Genomic DNA, 20,087 nt, shown 5'->3' with positions numbered 1-20,087 from the left:
CTCAGCGCGTGGGCGCCGGCACGCGCACGCGCTGCAGCAGGTCGGCGAGGACGTCGGCGGCCGAGCGGTGGGCGAGCTGGCTCTCGCCGGTGAGCATGAGGCGGTGCGCGAGCACCGGTGCGGTCATCGACTGCACGTCGTCAGGCAGGACGTGGTCCCGGCCGGCGAGGGCGGCGTGCGCGCGGCTGGCGCGGAGCAGGTGCAGGCTCGCGCGAGGGGAGGCACCGAGGCGCAGGGCCGAGCTGGTGCGGGTGGCCTGGGTGACGTCGACGACGTACTGCTTGAGCGCCTGCGAGGCGTGCACCCGACGGACGGCGTCGATCATCGAGATGACGGTGGTGGCGTCGGTGACGGGGCGGAGGTCGTCGAGCGGGGAGCCGGCGCCGTGCTGGTCGAGCATGTCGAGCTCGCTGCGGGCCGACGGGTAGCCCATCGAGATGCGCGCCATGAAGCGGTCGCGCTGGGCTTCGGGGAGGGGGTAGGTCCCCTCCATCTCGATCGGGTTCTGGGTCGCGAGCACCATGAACGGGCGGGGCAGCGCATAGGTCGTGCCGTCGACGGTGACCTGCGCCTCCTCCATCGACTCGAGCAGCGCCGACTGCGTCTTGGGTGAGGCGCGGTTGATCTCGTCACCGACGACGACGTTGGCGAAGATCGCGCCCGGCCGGAACTCGAAGTCACGCACGTCCTGGTTGTAGACGCTCACGCCGGTGATGTCGCTCGGCAGCAGGTCCGGCGTGAACTGCACGCGTCGCACGGAGGCGTCGATGCAGCGGGCCAGGGTCTTGGCGAGCATCGTCTTGCCGACGCCCGGGACGTCCTCGATGAGGATGTGGCCCTCGGCGAGCAGGGCGATGACGGCGGTGCGCACCGCGGCGGGCTTGCCCTCGATGACCGAGTTCATCGCGTTCTGCAGCGAGCTGGCGACCTGCAGGACCTGGTCGAGCGCAGCCCCGGTGTGCGGCGCGTGGTCGCTGCGGACGTGCTCGTGGGTCTGGTGGACCTCGTCGTGTGCCGGCACCGGAACTCCTGTGATGAGTGCTCCCACGGCCGTGCGCCGTCGGGGCCTTCGATCTTGCCCCACATTCCTCCACCGGGGGAGGGCCTCGTGCCCGAAAACGCGGTTCACAGGGAACGTGCAGGTGGGAACGGGCCGGGGGCGGACGGCATACGGGCAGGTGGGAGGGCGGAAATGGGCCTCGTGAGGTGCGCGGCTCGAAACTTGCCCCACTTTGCACCACCGCTTCTGACCTGCGTAAAAACCGGGTTCGCTCGCCCATAACGACTTGATTTCAAGTAAAGGTGGAGTAAAGTGGGGGATACCGGAGAGAAGTGTCGCCCACGGGTCGAAACGGATGGGGAGGTGAGCGCGGTGTTCCTCGGTACCCACACGCCGCGCCTCGACGACAAGGGCCGTCTCTTCCTCCCCGCGAAGTTCCGTGAGCGCCTCTCGACCGGCCTCGTCGTGACCCGCGGCCAGGAGCGCTGCCTCTACGTCTTCCCGATGGACGAGTTCACGAAGGTCACCCAGCAGATGCAGGAGGCGCCGACGACCAACCGCGCCGTCCGCGACTACATCCGCGTCTTCCTCTCCGGTGCGAGCGACGAGATCCCCGACAAGCAGGGCCGCGTCACCATCCCTGCGCACCTGCGCCAGTACGCCGGCCTCTCGCGCGACTGCACCGTCATCGGCACCGGCTCGCGCGTCGAGGTCTGGGACACCGAGGCGTGGAACGACTACCTCGCCAGCACCGAGCAGGCCTACTCCGAGCAGTCCGAGGAGGTCATCCCCGGACTCATGTGACGCATGCCCCGGCTCCCGGCCTCCAGCCGACCGGTTCCCGACACGACTTCCCCCGTGCCGGGCCCCGGACGGATGGGGACCAGGGGCCGGGGCCCCGGATCACCGCAGGGATCGACCTCCAGCACCACGCAGACACCCACCACGCACCACCGCCGCAACCAGCCAGACCCACCGCACGCCGAGCCAGACGAGGAGCACCACATGGAGTCACGGGGAGCCGCCCACGAGCGGCACGTGCCCGTACTCCGCGACCGCATCGTCGACCTCCTCGCCCCGGCCCTGTCCGCGCCGGGATCGGTGCTCGTCGACGGGACCCTCGGCATGGGCGGGCATGCCGAGGCCTTCCTCGAGCGCTGCCCCGAGGCGACCGTCATCGGCATCGACCGTGACGAGGAGGCGCTCGCGCTCGCCGGTGAGCGGCTCGCCCGGTTCGGCGACCGCTTCCGCGGCGTCCACGCCGTCTACGACGAGATCGCCGACGTCGTCTCCGACGCGGGTCTCTCGCAGGTGCAGGGCGTCCTGTTCGACCTCGGCGTCTCCTCGCTGCAGCTCGACGAGGCCGACCGCGGCTTCGCCTACGCGCAGGACGCGCCCCTCGACATGCGGATGGACCAGGGGAGCGGCATCACCGCGGCCGAGGTCCTCAACACCTACGCACCCGGCGACCTCATCAGGGTGTTGCGCGACTTCGGCGAGGAGCGCTTCGCCAAGCGCATCGTCTCGGCGATCGTCCGCGAGCGGGAGGTCGAGCCCTTCACCCGGTCCGCCCGTCTCGTCGACCTGCTGCGCGACGCGGTCCCGGCCGCCTCGCAGCGCACCGGCGGGCACCCGGCCAAGCGGACCTTCCAAGCGCTGCGCATCGAGGTCAACGACGAGCTCGGCGCCTGGCAGCGGGCCGTCGTCGGTGCCATCGACGTCCTCGCCGTCGGTGGACGCATCGCCGTCCTCTCCTACCACTCGCTCGAGGACCGGATCACCAAGCGTGCTCTCGCCGCCGGTGCCACCTCGAGCTCCCCTCCCGGTATGCCGGTCGAGCTCCCGGAGCACGCGGCATACCTCCGCCTCCTGACGCGCGGTGCCGAGGAGCCCCCCGCCGAGGAGCAGTCCACCAACCCACGATCCGCATCGGCGCGACTGCGGGTCGCAGAACGCACACGACCGACCCAGGGGGCCCGGCGATGACCACCACCGCCACCGCACGTCCACTCCACCGCTCACCGGCGCGGCCGACCAAGCCGCAGCCGCAGCCGCTGCGTGTCGTCCGGCAGCAGCCCCAGCAGGGGCAGCCGGCGTTCGTCGCGGCCTGCCTCGCGCTGCTGGTCGCCGGCCTGCTCGGCGTGCTCATGCTCAACACCGCCATGGCCAAGGGCTCGTTCGTCCTCGGCGACCTCCAGGACCAGTCGAACCAGCTCGCCGACGCCGAGGAGGAGCTCGGTCATGCCATCAACGCCCAGAGCGCTCCGTCGGTCCTCGCCCAGCGCGCCCTCGACATGGGGATGGTCCCGTCGGAAACCGCAGCCTTCCTGCGTCTCAGTGATGGCAAGGTCCTCGGCGTGGCGCAGGGGGCAACGGCGCAGAAGGAATTTACGGTGGCCACACAGGGCAGCTCGGCTGCCGCGGCAGCCCGTCCGGCCACCACACCCCAGACCACGGTCAAGACGGTGGGCTCCGTGACGACCACGACGGTGACGACGGTCAAGGGGGACAGCATCGAGGTGACGAAGACGAGTGTCGACTCGCGCACCGGCGAGACCAGCACGACGACGTCGACCGAGTCCGTCGGCCGGTCCGCGTCGCCCTCGGCATCGGCCTCGCCGAGCGCGTCGAGCTCGCCCTCTTCGTCGGGCTCCCCGTCGACCTCGAGCCCGGCGCCGAGCGCCACGACGACGCCGTGACCCCCCGGACCCCGCCTCCGCCCCAGGGGCGCGAGCCCCGGCGGTCCGGTGGGTCCGGCCCGTCCGCCCGTCAGCCCGCCGCGCGCCCCAGCGCACGCCCCGCGGCTCGTCCCGCCGCCCGCCCGGCAGCGAGCCCCACCGCCCGCCCGGCAGCGAGCCCCACCGCCCGACCGGCGAAGAAGCGCCAGCCGCCGGCCGCCGGTGCCGCCCGGACGCAGCGACCTGCGGCCCAGCGCCCGGCACCGCAGCGCTCGGCACCCCAGCGCCCGGCGGCGTCCGCCAAGCCCGCCACGGCGCGAGGGTCCACGAGTCGCGCTTCCACGACCCGCGCGGCCACGTCCCGCGCGGCCGGTGCCGCGCGTGGCGCCGGCCGCGCCGCCACCAACCGTGCGGCCGGCTCCCGTGCCGCGACGTCCCGCGCGGCGTCCCAGCGCCCGTCCACGTCGCGGGGGACCACGCCGAAGTCGTCCGGTCGCGGCGGACCGCCGCGCCGACCGCCGGCGCGCCGCAGGGCCACCCGTTCGCCGGGCAACCCCCGTCGTCGCATGCGGGGCATGACCATCGCGGTCCTCTTCGTCTTCAGCATCTTCGCGGCGCAGCTGCTGCGCATCCAGGGGTTCGACTCGTCCGCCGTGGCGGCGCAGGCGCTCGAGCAGCGCACCGAGAAGGTCGTCATCCCAGCCCTGCGCGGCAAGATCACGTCCTCCGACGGCGTCGTGCTCGCCTCGAGCCGCGCCCGAGAGACCGTCGTCGCCGACCCCACCGCGGTCTGCACCTACAAGCAGAAGAGCACCAAGACCTGCGACCCCGCGACGAGCGGTGTCGCCGTCGACCTCGCGGCCAAGGCCCTCTCACCGCTGCTCGGCCGCAGCGTCGACGAGCTGCGACCCCGGCTCGGTGGGTCCGGCCGCTACCAGGTGCTCGACCGCAAGGTGAGCCCGCTGACGTGGCGCAAGGTCGCCGACCTCGGCATCCCCGGCATCTATCGCGACTCGGCCGAGGCCGTGCCCGAGCGCGTCTACCCGCAGGGACCCAACTCGGCCTCCCTCGTGGGCTTCGTGACCAACGACGGCGCCGCCGGCGGCGGCCTCGAGTCGATGATGGACAAGGCCCTCAAGGGCACGGCCGGCTACTCCGTCTTCGAGAAGGCGCCGGACGGGTCGAAGATCCCCGGCGGACGCCAGGGCGGCAAGGCCGCCGACGACGGCCAGGACGTCACGCTCACGGTCAACTCCAACATCCAGTGGTACGCCCAGAACGCCCTCGCGCAGCAGATGGCCAAGATGGGCGCGCAGTCCGGCACGGCGGTGGTCATGAACGCCAAGACGTCGAAGGTCCTCGCGCTGGCGTCCTACCCGACGTTCGACCCCAACGACATCGCCAGCGCCAAGGGCAGCCTCGTCAACAAGGCCCTCAACGACGTCTTCGAGCCCGGCTCGACGGCCAAGGTCATGACGGTGGCGGCGGCCCTCGAGGAGAAGACGGTCACCCCCGGGCAGCCCGTCATCATCCCCAACCGGATGCAGCGCTTCGACGCGAACTTCAAGGACAGCCACGACCACCCCACGCTCTATCGCACCGTCTCCGGCACCCTCGCCGAGTCGAGCAACATCGGGACGATCCTCATCGGTGAGACCCTCGCGTCCAAGAAGCTCGAGGAGTACTACCGCAAGTTCGGTCTCGGCTCGAAGTCGGGCATGGGCTACCCGGGGGAGTCGGCCGGACTGCTCGCCTCGGCCAGCACGTGGAACGGCACCCAGCGCTCGACCGTGATGTTCGGGCAGGGCCTGTCGGTCACGGCCATCCAGGCGGCGTCGGTCTACCAGACGATCGCGAACGGGGGTGTGCGCATGACGCCGTCGCTCGTCGAGGGTACGACCGCCGAGAACGGCACCTTCACCAAGGTCGAGCCCAAGCCGGGCACCCGCGTCGTCTCGCAGGACACCGCCGCCAAGGTCAACGCCATGCTCGAGGGCGTCGTCTCCAAGGAGGGCACGGCGCCCCAGGCCCAGATCCCGGGCTACCGCGTCGCCGGCAAGACCGGCACCGCCGACTTCTACGACGCCCGGCTCGGCCGCTACAGCGGCAAGACCGCGAGCTTCATCGGCTACGCGCCGGCCGACGACCCCGAGCTCGTCGTCGCCGTGATCCTCCAGCGTCCCAGCGCCAGCATCTACGGCGGCACCGTCGCCGCCCCCGTCTTCCACGACGTCATGACCTACGCGCTGCAGGAGCTCAAGGTCCCTCCGACGGGGACGTCCGCGGCACCCATCACGCTCTCGGTCACGCCCGAGCAGGCGCTGTCCAACCCGGACACGCTGCGTGACAAGGCACGCCACCGGGCCAAGTAGTCTGACTGGTCGTGTCTGCACCCCGACCCGCCTCCCGCGACAGCTCGAGCCTGCGTGAGCTCGCGCTGCTCGTCGACGCCTCTGTCGACGAGCCAGCCGACCTCGACCTCGGGGTGAGCGGAGTGACCCTCGACTCCCGCGCCGTCCAACCCGGTGACCTGTATGCCGCCCTCCCGGGCGCCCGTGCGCACGGCGCCGACTTCGCCGCCCAAGCCGCGGAGGCCGGAGCGACGGCCGTGCTCACCGACGCCGCCGGGGTCGAGCGGATGCGTGCCGCCGGTGTGGACCTGCCCGCCCTCGTCGTCGACGAACCGCGAGCCGTGCTCGGAGCCCTGTCGGCCCGGGTCTACGACACGACCGAGCAGAGCCTGACCATGGTCGGGATCACCGGGACCAACGGCAAGACCACCACGGCATACCTCGTCTCGAGCGCCCTCGGCGTCCTCGGGCACAGGACGGGTCTCATCGGCACGGTCGAGACCCGGATCGGCGACGAGCGGATCAAGAGCGTGCGCACCACCCCCGAGGCGACGGACCTGCACGCGATCCTCGCCGTGATGGACGAGCGCGACACCGACACCTGCGTCATGGAGGTGTCGAGCCACGCCCTGAGCCAGCACCGGGTCGACGGCGTCGTCTTCGACCTCGCGCTCTTCACGAACCTGTCGCAGGACCACCTCGACTTCCACGCCGACATGGAGGACTACTTCAGCGCGAAGGCGCGGCTGTTCACGCCGGAGCACTCGCTGCGCGGGCTCGTGTGCGTCGACGACGTCTGGGGCCGGCGTCTCGTCGAGCGGTCCGGCGTCCCCGTGACCACCCTGACGACCCTGCCCGACCACGAGGCCGACTGGACCGTCACCGTCGATGAGCAGGAGCCGTCGCGCTTCGTGCTCCGCGGACGGGGGATGGAGCTCGAGCTGCGCTCGGCCCTGCCGGGGGACTTCAACGTCGCCAACACCGCCATGGCGGCCGTGGCACTCATCCTGCTCGGCGAGGAGACCGACGCCGTGAGCCGGGCCATCCTCACCGACCCACACGTGCCCGGGCGGATGGAGCGCGTCACCGGCGCGGCCGACAGTGACGACCTGCTCGCCGTCGTCGACTACGCCCACACCCCCGATGCGGTCGAGGCCGCCCTCGCGGCGCTGCGTCCGGCGACCACTGGCCGCCTCGTCGTGGTCCTCGGGGCCGGCGGTGACCGCGACCGCGGCAAGCGCCGAGGCATGGGACGGGCCGCCGCCGGGCTCGCCGACGCCGTCGTCGTCACCGACGACAACCCGCGTGGCGAGGACCCCGCGACGATCCGCGCAGCCGTCCTCGAGGGCGCCCGCTCCGTCGACAGCGACGCGACCCTCGTCGAGGTCGCGGGTCGACGCGAGGCCATCCGCGAGGGCGTCCGACTGGCCCGCGGCGGCGGCGCCGGCTCCGTGGTCGCCGTGGTCGGCAAGGGGCACGAGACCGGCCAGGAGGTCGCCGGCGTGGTGCAGCCGTTCGACGACCGCCACGAGCTCAAGGCGGCGCTCGACGCCGTGGACACGGACACCGACGAGGAGGCCACCCGGTGATCGCGCTGTCCCTCACCGAGATCGCGACCCTCACCGGTGGTGCCCTCCACGGCGTCGCCGACCCCGCAGAGCCCCCGGTCGTCAGCGGTGCCGTCGTCACGGACTCCCGCGAGGCCGAGCCCGGCAGCCTCTACATCGCCCGCATCGGCGAGTCGATGGACGGCCACCGGTTCGTCGCGGCGGCCCGCGACAACGGCGCCGTCGCGGCGCTCACCAGCCGGGTCGTCGACGAGCTGCCCTGTGTCGTCGTCGACGACGTCCAGGCCGCCTTCGTCGCCATCTCGCGCGCCGTCCTCGACCGCGCCACCGACCTCACCGTCATCGGCATCACCGGCTCGTCCGGCAAGACGAGCACCAAGGACCTGCTCGGCACCGTCCTCGCCACGAGCGGGCCGACGATCGCGCCCGTCGGCTCCTACAACTCCGAGGTCGGCGTCCCGCTCACGGTCACGCGTGTCACCGACCACACCCGGTTCCTCGTCGTCGAGATGGGTGCCCGGGGCATCGGGCACATCGAGTACCTCACCCGCATCGCGCCGCCCCGCATCGGCGTGGTCCTCAACGTCGGCACCGCCCACGTCGGTGAGTTCGGCTCCCGTGAGGCAATCGGCCGGGCCAAGGGCGAGCTCGTCGAGGCGCTGCCCGCCGACGGCGTCGCCGTCCTCAACGCCGACGACCCGGTCGTCCGCTCGATGGCCGAACGCACGCGTGCCCGCGTCGTCCTCGTCGGCGAGGCCGCCGACGCGACCGTGCGGGCCGACGACGTCACGGTGGCGAGCGACGGGCGCGCGAGCTTCCGCGTCGTCACCCCAGCGGGGGAGGGGACGGTCTCCCTGCGGCTCGTGGGCCGCCACCACGTCGGCAACTCCCTCGCCGTCCTCGCCGTCGCACTCGAGTGCGGGATGTCGCTCGACGCCGCCACCGCCGCGGTCGGCGACGCCGGCATCGTGAGTCGCTGGCGCATGGAGGTCACCGAGCGCCGCGACGGAGTGACGATCGTCAACGACGCCTACAACGCCAACCCCGACTCGATGCGGGCAGCGCTGGCCGCGCTCGAGGCGATGGGTGAGGGCCGCCGCACCTGGGCCGTCCTCGGCTCGATGCTCGAGCTCGGCGACGAGTCCGACGACGACCACGCCGAGGTCGGCGCCGAGGCCCAGCGCCGCGGTGTCGACGAGCTGCTCGTCGTGGGCGCGACGGCCCGCCCGATGGCCGACATCCCTGCCGCTGCGGGCACCCGGATCCGCTGGTTCGAGGATGCCGACGCCGCCGAGGCCGTGCTGCGCGCCGAAGTCGCCCCGCCCGACGTCGTGTTGTTCAAGTCCAGCCGCGATGCGGGTCTACGGTGGCTCGGAGACAGACTCACCACCACCGACCGCACCACCAAGGAGGATCCCCAGTGAAGGCCGTGCTCGTCGCCGCGGTGGTCAGTCTCGTCGTCGCACTGTTCGGCACGCCGATGTTCATCAAGGTCCTCGTCAAGCGCGGCTACGGCCAGTTCATCCGCGACGACGGCCCCACCTCGCACCACACCAAGCGCGGCACGCCGACGATGGGCGGCGCGGTCATCGTCGCCGCGACGATCGCGGCCTACGGCGCGGCGCACCTCGCCTTCTGGACGGCTCCGAGCTGGAGCGGGCTGCTCGTCCTCTTCCTCATGGCCGGGCTCGGGCTCGTGGGCTTCCTCGACGACTACATCAAGATCAGCAAGCAGCGCAGCCTCGGTCTCCGGTCCAAGCAGAAGCTCTTCGGGCAGGGCCTCGTCGGCGTGATCTTCGCGATCCTCGCCCTGCAGTTCCCCAACGACCGGGGGCGTACGCCGGCCTCGACGAAGATCTCGTTCGTCCGCGACACCAACCTCGACCTCGCGTTCGCCGGGACGATCGTCGGCATCCTGCTCTTCATCCTCTTCGCCAACGTCATCATCGCCGGCACGAGCAACGGCGTGAACCTCACCGACGGGCTCGACGGCCTCGCCACCGGCGCCTCGGTGATGACCTTCGCGGCCTACGTCCTCATCGGCATCTGGCAGTTCAACCAGAACTGCCAGACCAACGCCGGCATCAAGTGCTACGAGGTGCGCGACCCGCTCGACCTCGCCATCGTCGCGGCTGCGGCGATGGGCGCGTGCTTCGGCTTCCTCTGGTGGAACGGCTCGCCCGCCAAGATCTTCATGGGTGACACCGGGTCGCTCGCCCTCGGCGGCCTGCTCGCCGGCCTGGCCATCGTCACCCGCACCGAGTTCCTCGTCGTCATCCTCGGCGGACTCTTCGTGACGATCACGCTGTCGGTGATCATCCAGGTCGCGTCGTTCAAGTCGACGGGCAAACGCGTGTTCCGGATGGCGCCGCTGCAGCACCACTTCGAGCTCCTCGGCTGGCAGGAGGTCACGATCGTCATCCGGTTCTGGATCATCGCCGGCCTCTTCGTCGCCCTCGGGCTCGGCCTCTTCTACGCCGAGTGGGTCGTGGGCGCGGCATGACCGAGGACATCACCGGTCGGCTCGCGTCCCTCACCTCCCGCGAGTCCGACTGGGCCGGCCTCCGCGTGCTCGTCGCCGGTCTCGGGGTGAGCGGCTTCGCCGCCGCCGACGCCCTGCTCGAGCGCGACGCCCACGTCATCGTCGTCGACGGCTCGTCGCCCGACTCCTCGCCGGCCATGGCCGAGCGGGCGCGCATCCTCGAGATCCTCGACGCCGAGCTCCGCTTCGGTCCCGAGCACGTCTCCCGTATGCCGTCCGACCCCGTCGACCTCGTCGTCACCTCCCCGGGGTGGGCACCGACGCAGCCGCTGCTGGCCGCCGCGGCGGAGGCCGGTGTCGCGATCTGGGGCGAGGTCGAGCTGGCCTGGCGCATGCGCCCGAGCGAGGGAGCGGCACCGTGGCTCACGGTGACCGGCACCAACGGCAAGACGACGACTGTCCAGATGCTCACGTCGATCCTGCGGGCGGCGGGTGAGCGCGCCATCAGCGCCGGCAACGTCGGGACGCCCATCCTCGAGGCCGTCATGGACCCGCAGCCGTTCGACGCGATCGCCGTCGAGCTGTCGAGCTTCCAGCTGCACTGGTCGGACTCGATCCGGCCGCAGGCCTCCGTGTGCCTCAACGTCGCGCCCGACCACGTCGACTGGCACGGCAGCTACGACGAGTACCTCGCCGCCAAGGGCAAGGTCTACGAGGGCACCGAGATCGCCTGCGTCTACAACGTCGACGACCCCCAGACCGAGCACCTCGTCGAGGAGGCCGACGTCCAGGAGGGCTGCCGCGCCGTCGGGTTCACCCTCGGCACCCCGGCGCCGTCGATGCTCGGCGTCGTCGGCGACGTGCTCGCCGACCGTGCGTTCGTCGAGCAGCGGCGCCACGCCGCGGCCGAGCTCGCCTCCCTCGAGGACCTGCGAGGCGACGCCCCCGACGTCGCACCCCACCTCGTCGCCAACGCGCTCGCCGCTGCCGCCCTCGCCCGGGCCCACGGGGTCGAGGCCGGCGCGGTCAAGGCCGGGCTGAGGGCGTTCCGGCCCGAGCCCCACCGGATCGCCCACGTGGCCACGATCGACGAGGTGCGCTGGGTCGACGACTCCAAGGCGACGAACCCGCACGCAGCGGCAGCCTCGCTCACGGCATACGAGCACGTCGTCTGGGTCGCCGGAGGCCTGCTCAAGGGAGCCGACGTCGACGACCTCGTGCGCTCGGCAGCCGGCCGGCTGCGGGGTGTCGTGCTGCTCGGCCGCGACCGCGCGAGCATCGCCGAGGCGCTTGCCCGACACGCGCCCGATGTCCCCGTCGTGGACGTCGCCGAGACCGACACTGGAGCCATGGACCGCGCCGTCACCGAGGCCGCGTCGCTCGCCCAGCCGGGCGACGTCGTGCTCCTCGCGCCGGCGGCGGCGTCCATGGACATGTTCGACAACTACGGCGCACGCGGAGACGCCTTCGCCGAGGCGGTGCTCCGCCGCGCGGCCTCTGGGGAGTGAGTCAGTGAGCAGCACGACCGGTTCAGGCGCGGAGCGCGGATTCGGGGTCGTCCCCGGGTGGCTCGAGCGCCTCGACCGACCCGTCACGACCTACTACGTCCTCGTCGGCGTCACCTCGGTCCTCGTCGGCTTCGGGCTGATCATGGTGCTGTCCGCGTCGACCGTCTCCTCGCTCCAGGCGACCAACTCCGGCTCGGCCTACTCCATCGTCATCAGCCAGATGGTCTTCGCGGCCATCGGTGGGATCGCGTTGCTCATCGCCTCGCGACTCTCGGTGGCGGCGTGGAAGCGCCTGTCACTGCCGCTGCTCGTCGCCGGGCTCGTGCTGCAGGTACTCGTCTTCACCCCGCTCGGCGTCGACGTCAAGGGCAACCGCAACTGGCTCGACTTCGGCTTCTTCTCGATGCAGCCCTCCGAGCTGCTCAAGGTCGGCCTCGCGCTGAGCGGTGGCCTCATCCTCTCGGCCAAGCGCAAGCAGCTCGGCCAGGTCAGCCACGCGCTCGTGCCCTACGTCCTGCCCGTCGCGCTCTTCGCCATCGGTCTGGTGCTCCTCGGCCACGACCTCGGGACCGTGCTCATCCTGTCCGCCGTCGTCGGCGGCGTGCTCTTCACGGCCGGTGTGCCGGGGCGCTGGTTCGCCATGGCGGCGGCCGGCTTCGCCGCGGTCGCGGTGACCTTCGTCGTCACGAGCCCCAACCGGCTGGGCCGCTTCGACGTCTGGCTCGGGCGCGACACCGACCCGTTCGGCGCGGCGCGACAGTCGATCCAGGGTCGCTACGCCCTCGCCGACGGTGGGTGGACCGGCGTCGGGCTCGGGCAGTCGCGCGAGAAGTGGCAGTGGCTCTCGGAGCCGCACAACGACTTCATCTTCGCGATCATCGGCGAGGAGCTCGGGCTGCCCGGGACGATCATGGTGCTCGCGCTCTTCGTCGTCCTCGCCCTCACCTGCTACCGCCTCGTCATGCGCACCTCCGACTTCTTCGTCCGGGTGGCGACGGCGGGCATCATGAGCTGGATCGTCGTGCAGGCGATGATCAACGTCGCCACGGTGATCGGCCTGCTGCCCGTCATCGGCGTCCCGCTGCCCCTGGTGTCCTCGGGTGGGTCCTCGCTCGTGACGACGATGCTCGCGCTGGGCATCCTGCTCTCCTTCGCGCGCGCCGAGCCCGGCTGCGCCAAGGCCCTTGCCGGCCGGCCGTCGCTCATCAAGCGCTCCTTCGCCGTCATCCCCAAGAGGCGGTCCCGTCGATGAGCACCCCCGACACCGTCGGCTCGGTCCTGCTCGCAGGCGGAGGGACCGCCGGACACGTCTCGCCACTGCTGGCCCTCGCCGACTGCCTGCGCCGCCGCGAGCCCGGCATCCGGATCACCGCCCTCGGAACGGCCGAGGGGCTCGAGGCGCGACTCGTCCCCGCACGCGGCTACGACCTCGAGGTCGTCCCCAAGGTCCCCATGCCCCGCCGTCCCTCCGGCGACCTGCTCCGGCTCCCCGCTTCGCTGCGCCGGGCCGTGGCGGCCGCCGACGCCGCCATCACCGGCGCGGACGCCCGCGTCGTCGTCGGCTTCGGTGGATACGTCTCGACTCCCGCCTACCTCGCGGCCCGGCGACGCGGCATACCCGTGGTCATCCACGAGCAGAACGCCAGGCCCGGTCTGGCCAACAAGCTCGGTGCGCGGTTCGCCAAGCACGTCGCGGTGACCTTCGCGGGCACCCCGCTGCGCGGTGCCACGGTGACCGGTATGCCGTTGCGCCGCGAGATCGCGCTCCTCGACCGCAAGGCCCGCCGCGCCGAGGCACTGGCGACCTTCGGTCTCGACCCGCAGTGGCCCACCGTCCTCGTCACGGGAGGCTCGCTCGGCGCGCAGCGGATCAACGAGGCGTTCCGGACCGCGATGGGCTCGCTGCGAGCAGCCGGTGTGCAGGTGCTCCACGTCACCGGTGTCGGCAAGGAGTTCGCGGTCGAGGAGCCCGGCGCCGGCGCTCCCTACGTCGTCGTCCCCTACGCGGACCGGATGGAGCTCGCCTACGCCGCGGCCGACATCGTCGTGGCGCGCTCGGGGGCCAACACGGTCTGCGAGCTCACGGCGGTCGGCCTCCCGGCGGCCTACGTCCCCCTGCCCATCGGCAACGGCGAGCAGCGCCTCAACGCAGAGGCGGTCGTCTCCGCCGGTGGCGGACTCGTCGTCGAGGACGCGGCGCTCACCGCGACCTGGATCGAGACGACCCTCGTCCCGCTGCTGCGTGACGCGTCCCGCCTGGGCGAGATGGCTGCCGCCGCCGCGTCAGTGGGCGAGCGCGACGGTGACGAGCTGCTCGCCGACCTCGTCGTCGACGCGGCGTCCGGGAAGGTCTGACATGTCGCGCAACCCCCGGTTCGACTTCGCGAGCGAGGTCCCCGGGCTCGAGACGCTGGGCCGGGTCCACTTCATCGCCATCGGCGGAGCCGGCATGTCCGCGGTCGCCCGCGTCATGCTCGCGCGCGGTGTCGCGGTCAGCGGCTCCGACGCCAAGGACAGCGCGGTGCTCGACCCCCTGCGCTCCCTCGGTGCGCGCGTCGTCGTGGGCCACGACGCCGACAACGTCGCCGACGTCGACACGGTCGTCATCTCGTCGGCCATCCCCGAGTCCAACGTCGAGCTCGCTGCCGCCCGCGGGGCCGGATGCCTCGTCCTGCACCGCTCCCAGGGCCTTGCCGCCACGATGAAGGACTCGCGCCCGGCCGCGGTCGCCGGTGCCAACGGCAAGACCACGACGACCTCGATGCTCACCGTCGCGCTGCAGGAGGCCGGACTCGACCCGTCGTTCGCCTCCGGCGGCGAGCTCACCGGTCAGGGCACCAACGCGGCATGGACCGACGGCGACGTCTTCGTCGTCGAGGCCGACGAGAGCGACGGCTCGTTCCTCGTCTACCGCCCCGAGGTCGCCATCGTCACCAACGTCCAGCCCGACCACCTCGACTTCTACGGCACCTTCGACGAGGTCGAGCGGGCCTACGCCGAGTTCGCCTCGTCCCTGCGTCCCGGGGGACTGCTCGTGGCCTGTGCCGACGACGCGGGCTCCGCGCGGCTCGCGGCACGCGCCGTCGACTCGGGCACCCGGGTCCTCACCTACGGCTTCGACGCCGCCGCCGACCTCCGGCTGTCCGACCACCGTCCCGACCCCGAGGGCATCGGGACGTCGACGACGCTCCACCTGCCCGGTGGTGCCGAGGAGACCCTGCGCCTGGCGACGCCCGGCGCGCACAACGCCCTCAACGCCGCGGCTGCACTGCTCGCCGCGACCGAGGGCTTCGGTGCCGACCGCGGCCGGACGCTCGCCGGGCTCGCCGGGTTCGACGGGGCACGTCGCCGCTTCGAGGTCCGCGGCGAGGTCGGGGGCGTCACCGTCGTCGACGACTACGCCCACAACCCGGGCAAGGTCGCCGCCGTCGTGTCCACCGCCGCCGAGATCGCCCGGCGTCGTGGTGGCCGGCTGCACGTCGCGTTCCAGCCGCACCTCTACTCGCGCACCCGCGACTTCGCCGACGGTTTCGCCGCCGGCCTCGCGCCGGCCGACACCGTCGTCCTGCTCGACGTCTACGGCGCCCGCGAGCAGCCGATGGAGAGCATCACCAGCGAGCTCATCGCCAGCCCTCTGCGGGCCTTGCCGGGGGAGCGCTCGGTGAGTGTCGGTGGCACCTTCACGTCGATCGCCGCGGACCTCGCTGCCGTCGCCACCGACCGCGACCTCGTCCTGACCGTCGGCGCCGGTGACGTCACCGAGCTTGCCGGCCACGTCCTCGCGGCGCTGGGGGAGCGGTGAGCGGGGTCGGTGTGCGGCGGGGCCTGGCGCAGGCGGACCCGCGCTTCCGGGAGCGCGCGCTCCGACGTCGCCGACGCCCGTGGCTTCGCGGCCTGTGGACCGTGGTGGCACTCGCCGTCCTCGCTGGCGTGGCCTGGGTCGTCTTCTGGAGCCCACTCCTCGCCGTGCGCACGGTCGAGGTGAGTGGGGTGACCGGCGCGGATCGCACCGCCGTCGACGGCCTCGTCGGGGTCCCGACGGGCACCCCGCTGGCGCGCGTGGACCTCGAGGCAGTCGAGGAGCGGGTGCGCAGCCGCAGCACGATCGCCGAGGTCTCCGTCGAGCGCGGATGGCCTTCGACCCTGCGGGTCCGGACCATCCAACGGCACCCCGCCCTCGTGCTCAAGAACCCTCAGGGTCAACTCGAGGTTGTGGATGCCACCGGCGTCTCGTACGACACGGTGAAGGCTCCACCCGTCGGCGTCCCGCTCGTCACCGCGGCCTCGCCCAAGGGCACGACCAAGGCTGCGCTCGAGGCTGCCCTGTCGATGATCCAGACGCTGCCGCCGGACCTCTCGGCGCGGGTGTCCTCGATCCAGATGAGCACCGCCAACCTCGTGTCGTTCACGCTCGGTGGCGTCACCGTGGTGTGGGGTGGCGCGGACGACGCGGACCGCAAGCTGTCGATCCTCAGGGCGCTGCTCCCGACCCGGCCGCAGGTCATCGACGTCAGCGCTCCCGACTCGCCCGTCACTCGCGGAGGAACCTCACCGTCACCCTCGAGGTGAGACGTCGGCCCCGTGACAGGTGGGGCTGGTGGGGGTGATGTGACCCGCGTGGTGGCCGTGCGTGAGAATGGTCCGGACTCGGGCGCGACACGCCCACGCGCTCGTTGCATGAGGCCTCGCTGACGCCTAGCGTCGCTTCATCGGGTCGTGACCAAACTGTGACTCTTGACTTCAGGTCGAGGCTTCAGCCGCCGTCGTGACCCCGGCGGACCAGTCGAGCAACCAGCACCAGAACTCAGCACTCTCAGGGAAGGCCCCACACCGTGGCAACACCACAGAACTACTTGGCCGTCATCAAGGTCGTCGGCATCGGTGGAGGTGGTGTCAACGCCATCAACCGGATGATCGAGGTCGGTCTCAAGGGCGTCGAGTTCATCGCGATCAACACCGACGCGCAGGCGCTCCTCATGAGCGACGCCGACGTCAAGCTCGACGTCGGCCGCGAGCTCACCCGCGGTCTCGGCGCAGGCGCCGACCCCGAGGTCGGCAAGAAGGCCGCCGAGGACCACGCCGAGGAGATCGAAGAGGTCCTCAAGGGGGCCGACATGGTCTTCGTCACCGCGGGTGAGGGTGGTGGCACCGGCACCGGAGGCGCCCCTGTCGTCGCGCGCATCGCCAAGGGGCTCGGTGCCCTGACGATCGGTGTCGTCACGCGCCCGTTCACCTTCGAGGGCCGTCGTCGCGCCAACCAGGCCGAGTCCGGCATCGGCAACCTCCGCGAGGAGGTCGACACCCTCATCGTCATCCCCAACGACCGGCTGCTGTCGATCAGCGACCGCGCCGTCTCGATGCTCGACGCGTTCCGCAGCGCCGACCAGGTCCTGCTCTCCGGTGTCCAGGGCATCACCGACCTCATCACGACGCCGGGACTGATCAACCTCGACTTCGCCGACGTCAAGTCCGTCATGCAGGGTGCCGGGTCGGCGCTCATGGGCATCGGCTCGGCCCGAGGCGAGGACCGCGCCGTGCAGGCCGCCGAGCTGGCCATCTCGAGCCCCCTGCTCGAGGCGAGCATCGACGGCGCCCACGGTGTGCTGCTCTCGATCCAGGGTGGCAGCGACCTGGGTCTGTTCGAGATCAACGAGGCCGCGCGCCTCGTCCAGGAGGCCGCGCACCCCGAGGCCAACATCATCTTCGGCGCCGTCATCGACGACGCCCTCGGTGACGAGGTCCGCGTCACGGTCATCGCGGCCGGCTTCGATGGTGGCACCCCCGCCAAGCGTCCGGACGAGCGTGGCATCGGCAGCATCCAGGGTCCGAGCAAGACCCAGCAGGCCGCCGCGGCGCAGCAGGCCTCGTCCAACCACACCTCGCCCCAGCGGCAGGCGCCCGCCCAGCCCGAGCCCGCGCAGCGGGTCGAGCACACCGAGCCCCAGCGGCAGGCTCCTCAGGCGCCCGCCGTCCCGCCGGTCAACCCGTCGAGCGAGCCGGTTCGCCAGCCGGTGGAGGTCAACCACGCGCAGCGCAGCACCGAGACCGAGCAGCGTCCCGCACCGCCGCGCACCGTCACCTTCGACGACGGCGACGACCTGGACGTTCCCGACTTCCTGAAGTGACCCCCTGCGGCGTCGGGCCCTGACCTGACGCACGCGCGACGAGGGCGACCGGCCGTGGCCGGTCGCCCTCGTCGCGTCTACGGTGGTCCCGTGTTCTTCTGGCAAGACGATTTGGGCGGGATCCGCCGTGCGTTCACCGACCGCTCCGGCGGGGTGAGTGAGGCACCGTATGCCGGTCTCAACCTGGGTGGGCACGTCGGCGACGACCCAGCGGCGGTGCGGGAGAACCGAGCTCGCGTCGCGACGTCCCTCGCCGTCGAGCCGGAGCGGCTCGTCTTCATGGACCAGTGCCACGGCAGCGACGTCGCCGTCGTCACCGAGAAGCCCGACGGCCCCCTGCCCGTGGACGGCATCGTCACCACCGAGCCGGACCTCGCTCTGGCCGTCCTCGTCGCCGACTGCACCCCGGTCCTCCTCTCCGACGAGACGGCAGGGGTCATCGGAGCGGTGCACGCTGGGCGACCGGGCATGACGACCGGCGTTGTCGCACAGGCGATCTCGCTCATGCGCGACCTCGGGGCGACGCAGGTGGCGGCGGTCGTGGGCCCGAGCGTGTGTGGTCGCTGCTACGAGGTGCCGCTGGAGATGCGAGAGTCGGCGGCCGCGGTGAGCCCCGAGTCGCGTGCGGTGTCGTGGACGGGAACGGCTGCCATCGACGTCGCCGCCGGTGTCGTCGCGCAGCTGCGTGCCGCGGGGGTCGACGACCTCACCTGGGTCCCGGGCTGTGCCCGCGAGGAGGAGGCGCTGTTCTCCTACCGCCGCGAGGGCACGACCGGCCGGTTCGCCGGCGTCATCGTGCGGAGTGGCTCGTGAGCGGGCGTCGGGAGGAGCTCGCGTCACGCCTCGAGGACGTCCACGCGCGGATGGGCCGGGCCGCCGAGAGCGCCGGGCGGGACGTCGGCGACCTCGAGCTCGTCGTCGTGACGAAGTACTTCCCCGCGAGCGACGTCGACCTCCTCGTCGACCTCGGTGTGGCCCACATCGGCGAGAACAAGGACCAGGAGGCCGGGGCCAAGGTCGCCGAGCTGTCCCGGCGCGACGACGTCACCGTGCACTTCATCGGTCAGCTGCAGTCCAACAAGGCAGGTCACGTCACGGCCTACGCCGACGTCGTGCAGTCGGTCGACCGGCCCAAGATCGTCACCGCCCTCGACCGCGGGGCCCAGCGCCACGGCAGGCGGCTCGACGTCCTCCTCCAGGTCGCCCTCGACGACGAGGGTGGCAGGGGCGGGACCAGCCCCGAGGACGTCCCCGCTCTCGCCGACCTCGTCGCCGGGGCGGAGGCGCTGCGGCTGCGCGGGGTCATGGCGGTCGCGCCACTCGGAGGTGACCCGCGACGTGCGTTCGCGCGACTGCGCGAGGTCGCGGACGGCATACGGGCAGGTCATCCCGAGGCGACCTGGATCTCGGCCGGGATGAGCGGTGACCTCGAGGACGCGGTCGCCGAAGGGGCGACACACCTGCGTGTCGGGACGGCAATACTCGGTTCTCGTCCGTCACTTGGGTAACTTCTTTTCACGAACACGGTCATGGTGACCGCCGATTCGCACTAGGAGTACTCATGGCTGGCGCGCTGCGCAAGACGATGGTCTACCTCGGGCTGGCCGAGGACGAGGGCCGTTACTACGACGAGGCCTACGACGAGTACGACACGGCGGAGGAGTTCGAGCCCGACGACGCCCGCGAGACACGTGAGCGCCCCGCCGAGGTCACCCCCCTGACGACGCGTCGCAGCGTCGCGCAGGTCGTGCGCACCCAGGAGGCCTCGGGCATCTCGCGCATCACGACGATCCACCCGCGCACCTACAACGAGGCCAAGACGATCGGCGAGAACTTCCGCGAGGGCACGCCGGTGATCATGAACCTCACCGACATGGACGACGCCGACGCCAAGCGTCTCGTCGACTTCGCCGCCGGCCTCGTTTTCGGCCTCCATGGTGCGATCGAGCGCGTGACCGCCAAGGTCTTCCTGCTCTCGCCGTCGACCGTCGAGGTCAACGCGGAGGAGTCCGCCGCCGTCCCCGGCCGCACCCTGTTCAACCAGAGCTGACCCCACACACCTGACCCACAGGACGTTCACGCAGACTGGTCGCCATGGACGCCGTGCTGTCGCTGCTCAAGTTCATCGTCTGGCTCTACCTGATGGTGGTATTCGGGCGGCTCATCCTCGACTGGATCCGGGTGTTCGCCCGGGACTGGCGGCCGCGCGGCGTCGTCCTCGTGCTCGCCGAGGCCGTCTACACGTTGACCGACCCGCCGCTCAACGCGCTGCGCAGGGTCATCCCGCCGATCCGACTCGGCGGCGCCTCGATCGACCTCGGGTTCCTCGTGCTGGTCCTAGGTCTCTACCTGCTCATCGCGATCCTCTAGGCTGG

The 20,087-nt window shown here is 71.8% G+C and carries 19 protein-coding genes; 17 read left to right on the top strand and 2 right to left on the bottom strand.

The window, feature by feature from the left end; all coding sequences use genetic code 11:
• Window position 1: 1 nt before the first annotated feature.
• Window positions 2-934: an AAA family ATPase gene (locus ACSQ11_RS16215; RefSeq protein ID WP_436007519.1), complete on the bottom strand. Its 933-nt coding sequence runs from the start codon at window positions 932-934 to the stop codon at window positions 2-4.
• 438 nt (window positions 935-1,372) lie between these two features.
• Between ACSQ11_RS16215 and mraZ the strand changes: the two genes are divergently transcribed.
• From mraZ to ACSQ11_RS16200, 3 genes are all read left to right on the top strand, one after another.
• The gene (gene mraZ, locus ACSQ11_RS16210; RefSeq protein WP_436007517.1) at window positions 1,373-1,804 is read left to right on the top strand and encodes a division/cell wall cluster transcriptional repressor MraZ; all 432 of its coding nucleotides are present in this window, start codon (window positions 1,373-1,375) and stop codon (window positions 1,802-1,804) included.
• 201 nt (window positions 1,805-2,005) lie between these two features.
• Window positions 2,006-2,986 (top strand): 16S rRNA (cytosine(1402)-N(4))-methyltransferase RsmH, encoded by a 981-nt coding sequence (rsmH, locus tag ACSQ11_RS16205; protein ID WP_436007389.1) that lies wholly within the window; start codon window positions 2,006-2,008, stop codon window positions 2,984-2,986.
• Complete coding sequence (locus tag ACSQ11_RS16200; RefSeq protein WP_436007387.1) at window positions 2,983-3,699, top strand: hypothetical protein; 717 nt, start codon at window positions 2,983-2,985, stop codon at window positions 3,697-3,699. The genes rsmH and ACSQ11_RS16200 overlap by 4 nt, the downstream gene beginning before the upstream one ends.
• 70 nt (window positions 3,700-3,769) lie before the next feature.
• On the opposite strand, the gene ACSQ11_RS16195 is transcribed toward ACSQ11_RS16200, so the two are convergent.
• Window positions 3,770-3,991: a hypothetical protein gene (locus tag ACSQ11_RS16195; RefSeq protein ID WP_436007385.1), complete on the bottom strand. Its 222-nt coding sequence runs from the start codon at window positions 3,989-3,991 to the stop codon at window positions 3,770-3,772.
• Window positions 3,992-4,253: 262 nt separating this feature from the next.
• On the opposite strand from ACSQ11_RS16195, the gene ACSQ11_RS16190 reads away from it, so the two are divergent.
• The 14 genes from ACSQ11_RS16190 to ACSQ11_RS16125 all read left to right on the top strand — a co-directional run bounded on the left by ACSQ11_RS16190 (window position 4,254) and on the right by ACSQ11_RS16125 (window position 20,082).
• Window positions 4,254-6,050 carry a peptidoglycan D,D-transpeptidase FtsI family protein gene (locus ACSQ11_RS16190; RefSeq protein WP_436007383.1) on the top strand — a complete coding sequence of 599 codons (1,797 nt, stop codon included), beginning with the start codon at window positions 4,254-4,256 and terminating at the stop codon, window positions 6,048-6,050.
• Window positions 6,051-6,061: 11 nt separating this feature from the next.
• The gene (locus ACSQ11_RS16185; RefSeq protein WP_436007381.1) at window positions 6,062-7,618 is read left to right on the top strand and encodes a UDP-N-acetylmuramoyl-L-alanyl-D-glutamate--2,6-diaminopimelate ligase; all 1,557 of its coding nucleotides are present in this window, start codon (window positions 6,062-6,064) and stop codon (window positions 7,616-7,618) included.
• Window positions 7,615-9,021 carry a UDP-N-acetylmuramoyl-tripeptide--D-alanyl-D-alanine ligase gene (locus ACSQ11_RS16180; protein WP_436007379.1) on the top strand — a complete coding sequence of 469 codons (1,407 nt, stop codon included), beginning with the start codon at window positions 7,615-7,617 and terminating at the stop codon, window positions 9,019-9,021. Before ACSQ11_RS16185 ends, ACSQ11_RS16180 begins: the two co-directional genes overlap by 4 nt.
• Window positions 9,018-10,100: a phospho-N-acetylmuramoyl-pentapeptide-transferase gene (gene mraY / locus ACSQ11_RS16175; RefSeq protein WP_436007377.1), complete on the top strand. Its 1,083-nt coding sequence runs from the start codon at window positions 9,018-9,020 to the stop codon at window positions 10,098-10,100. Before ACSQ11_RS16180 ends, mraY begins: the two co-directional genes overlap by 4 nt.
• A complete protein-coding gene (murD, locus tag ACSQ11_RS16170) occupies window positions 10,097-11,587 on the top strand; it encodes a UDP-N-acetylmuramoyl-L-alanine--D-glutamate ligase (RefSeq protein ID WP_436007375.1) in 1,491 nt (496 codons plus the stop codon). The genes mraY and murD overlap by 4 nt, the downstream gene beginning before the upstream one ends.
• 4 nt (window positions 11,588-11,591) lie before the next feature.
• Entirely contained in the window at window positions 11,592-12,839 is a 1,248-nt protein-coding gene (ftsW, locus tag ACSQ11_RS16165) for a putative lipid II flippase FtsW (protein ID WP_436007373.1), read from the top strand.
• A complete protein-coding gene (gene murG, locus ACSQ11_RS16160; RefSeq protein WP_436007371.1) occupies window positions 12,836-13,942 on the top strand; it encodes an undecaprenyldiphospho-muramoylpentapeptide beta-N-acetylglucosaminyltransferase in 1,107 nt (368 codons plus the stop codon). Before ftsW ends, murG begins: the two co-directional genes overlap by 4 nt.
• Before the next feature lies 1 nt (window position 13,943).
• Window positions 13,944-15,389, top strand: a complete 1,446-nt coding sequence (murC, locus tag ACSQ11_RS16155) for a UDP-N-acetylmuramate--L-alanine ligase (protein WP_436007369.1) — start codon at window positions 13,944-13,946, stop codon at window positions 15,387-15,389.
• Window positions 15,386-16,156: a cell division protein FtsQ/DivIB gene (locus ACSQ11_RS16150; RefSeq protein ID WP_436007367.1), complete on the top strand. Its 771-nt coding sequence runs from the start codon at window positions 15,386-15,388 to the stop codon at window positions 16,154-16,156. Before murC ends, ACSQ11_RS16150 begins: the two co-directional genes overlap by 4 nt.
• 263 nt (window positions 16,157-16,419) lie before the next feature.
• Entirely contained in the window at window positions 16,420-17,712 is a 1,293-nt protein-coding gene (ftsZ, locus tag ACSQ11_RS16145; protein ID WP_436007365.1) for a cell division protein FtsZ, read from the top strand.
• A gap of 90 nt (window positions 17,713-17,802) precedes the next feature.
• Complete coding sequence (gene pgeF / locus ACSQ11_RS16140; protein WP_436007363.1) at window positions 17,803-18,525, top strand: peptidoglycan editing factor PgeF; 723 nt, start codon at window positions 17,803-17,805, stop codon at window positions 18,523-18,525.
• The gene (locus ACSQ11_RS16135) at window positions 18,522-19,220 is read left to right on the top strand and encodes a YggS family pyridoxal phosphate-dependent enzyme (protein WP_436007361.1); all 699 of its coding nucleotides are present in this window, start codon (window positions 18,522-18,524) and stop codon (window positions 19,218-19,220) included. Before pgeF ends, ACSQ11_RS16135 begins: the two co-directional genes overlap by 4 nt.
• Window positions 19,221-19,273: 53 nt before the next feature.
• The gene (locus ACSQ11_RS16130; protein WP_436007359.1) at window positions 19,274-19,762 is read left to right on the top strand and encodes a cell division protein SepF; all 489 of its coding nucleotides are present in this window, start codon (window positions 19,274-19,276) and stop codon (window positions 19,760-19,762) included.
• A 44-nt stretch (window positions 19,763-19,806) separates the two neighbouring features.
• Window positions 19,807-20,082, top strand: a complete 276-nt coding sequence (locus tag ACSQ11_RS16125; RefSeq protein WP_436007357.1) for a YggT family protein — start codon at window positions 19,807-19,809, stop codon at window positions 20,080-20,082.
• Window positions 20,083-20,087 lie beyond the last annotated feature (5 nt).

Origin of the sequence: Knoellia sp. LjRoot47, assembly GCF_964253435.1 — a bacterium.
Lineage (GTDB): Bacteria > Actinomycetota > Actinomycetes > Actinomycetales > Dermatophilaceae > Knoellia.
The sequence above is the reverse complement of the archived record's forward strand: the minus strand, read 5'-3'. Positions and strand labels throughout refer to the sequence as shown.